The organism is Azospirillum sp. TSH64, from assembly GCF_003116035.1.
In the GTDB taxonomy this organism is placed as follows: Bacteria; Pseudomonadota; Alphaproteobacteria; order Azospirillales; family Azospirillaceae; genus Azospirillum.
The window spans coordinates 219-710 of sequence record NZ_LGQW01000015.1 but is presented as its reverse complement, the minus strand read 5'-3'; the positions used below and the strand labels follow the sequence as shown (position 1 = coordinate 710).

Annotated in this window: 1 protein-coding gene; it reads right to left on the bottom strand. The window is 73.6% G+C overall.

What is annotated here, in order from left to right:
* A partial coding sequence (locus TSH64_RS01545) for an aldehyde dehydrogenase family protein (protein ID WP_146208109.1) occupies positions 1-492 on the bottom strand: 492 nt, incomplete at both ends.

Genomic DNA, 492 nt, shown 5'->3' with positions numbered 1-492 from the left:
GAGGCCAGCGCCGCCGGCATCAGGAAGACCGGGTTGATGCTGCTCATCTCGGCATAGACCGGGATCGGTTCCGGCCGCCTGGCCGCCACCCCCATCAGCGCCAGCCCACCGCCGCGCGAGCCGGTGAAGCCGACTGCCTTGATCCGCGGATCGGCGACCAGCGCCGTGCCGATCTCCCGCCCATTGCCGAACAGCAGGGAGAAGACGCCCTCGGGCAGGCCGCAGGATGCCACCGCAGCCTGGACGGCGCGGCCGACCAGCTCCGAGGTGCCGGGATGGGCGCCATGGCCCTTGACCACCACCGGGCAGCCGGCGGCAAAGGCGGACGCGGTGTCGCCGCCGGCCACCGAGAAGGCGAGCGGGAAGTTCGACGCACCGAACACGGCGACCGGCCCGAGCGCGATGTGGCGCTGGCGGATGTCGGCGCGCGGCAGCGGCGTCCGCGCCGGCATGGCCGGGTCGATGCGGGCTTCGAGCCAGCTTCCTTCGCGT